Annotated in this window: 1 pseudogene; it reads right to left on the bottom strand. The window is 61.3% G+C overall.

Features of this window, described 5'->3' with window-relative positions:
• Positions 1-504, bottom strand: a pseudogene (locus tag BFP89_RS00380) (type IV secretion protein Rhs); the annotation flags it as partial.

Genomic DNA, 504 nt, shown 5'->3' with positions numbered 1-504 from the left:
AGGGGTTGTAGCTGAATTCCCGTGTAGCGCCGTCCGGCAGTACCCAGCGAGCCAAACGTCCTACCGCGTCCCATTGATACTGAGTCAGCGCGCCGTATTCGTCCTCCCGCGCAACCTGCCGCCCCAGGTCGTCATATCGATAGCGCTTGATGCCGCCATTGGGCAGCTGTTCTTCAACAAGCTGCCCGCGCTCATTCCACACCAGCCGATGACAACTGTGGTCGGGATACCAGACCCCCGTCAGTTGTCCCCGCTTGTCGTAGCTGTAATCCGTCGCGTTGCCCTCCGGATCAATCCTGCGGATGACATCGCCTTGCTCATTACGCTCGTATTTCCAGACCGCCTCACCACGCCGCACGACCCGTACGAAACCATTGTCATGCTCGTAGGACGTCGGCTCATCCTCTCCTGGAAACAGCGCGACCAAGCGTCCGGCGTCGTCGTACTGATACGCCGTCACCGCGCCCAGCGGGTCCTGCTCGACGGTCAGTCGGCCCTTGTCGT

The sequence above is a fragment of the Pseudomonas sp. 31 R 17 genome (assembly GCF_900004915.1).
GTDB classification, from domain to species: Bacteria; Pseudomonadota; Gammaproteobacteria; order Pseudomonadales; family Pseudomonadaceae; genus Aquipseudomonas; species Aquipseudomonas orientalis_A.
The sequence above is the reverse complement of the archived record's forward strand: the minus strand, read 5'-3'. Positions and strand labels throughout refer to the sequence as shown.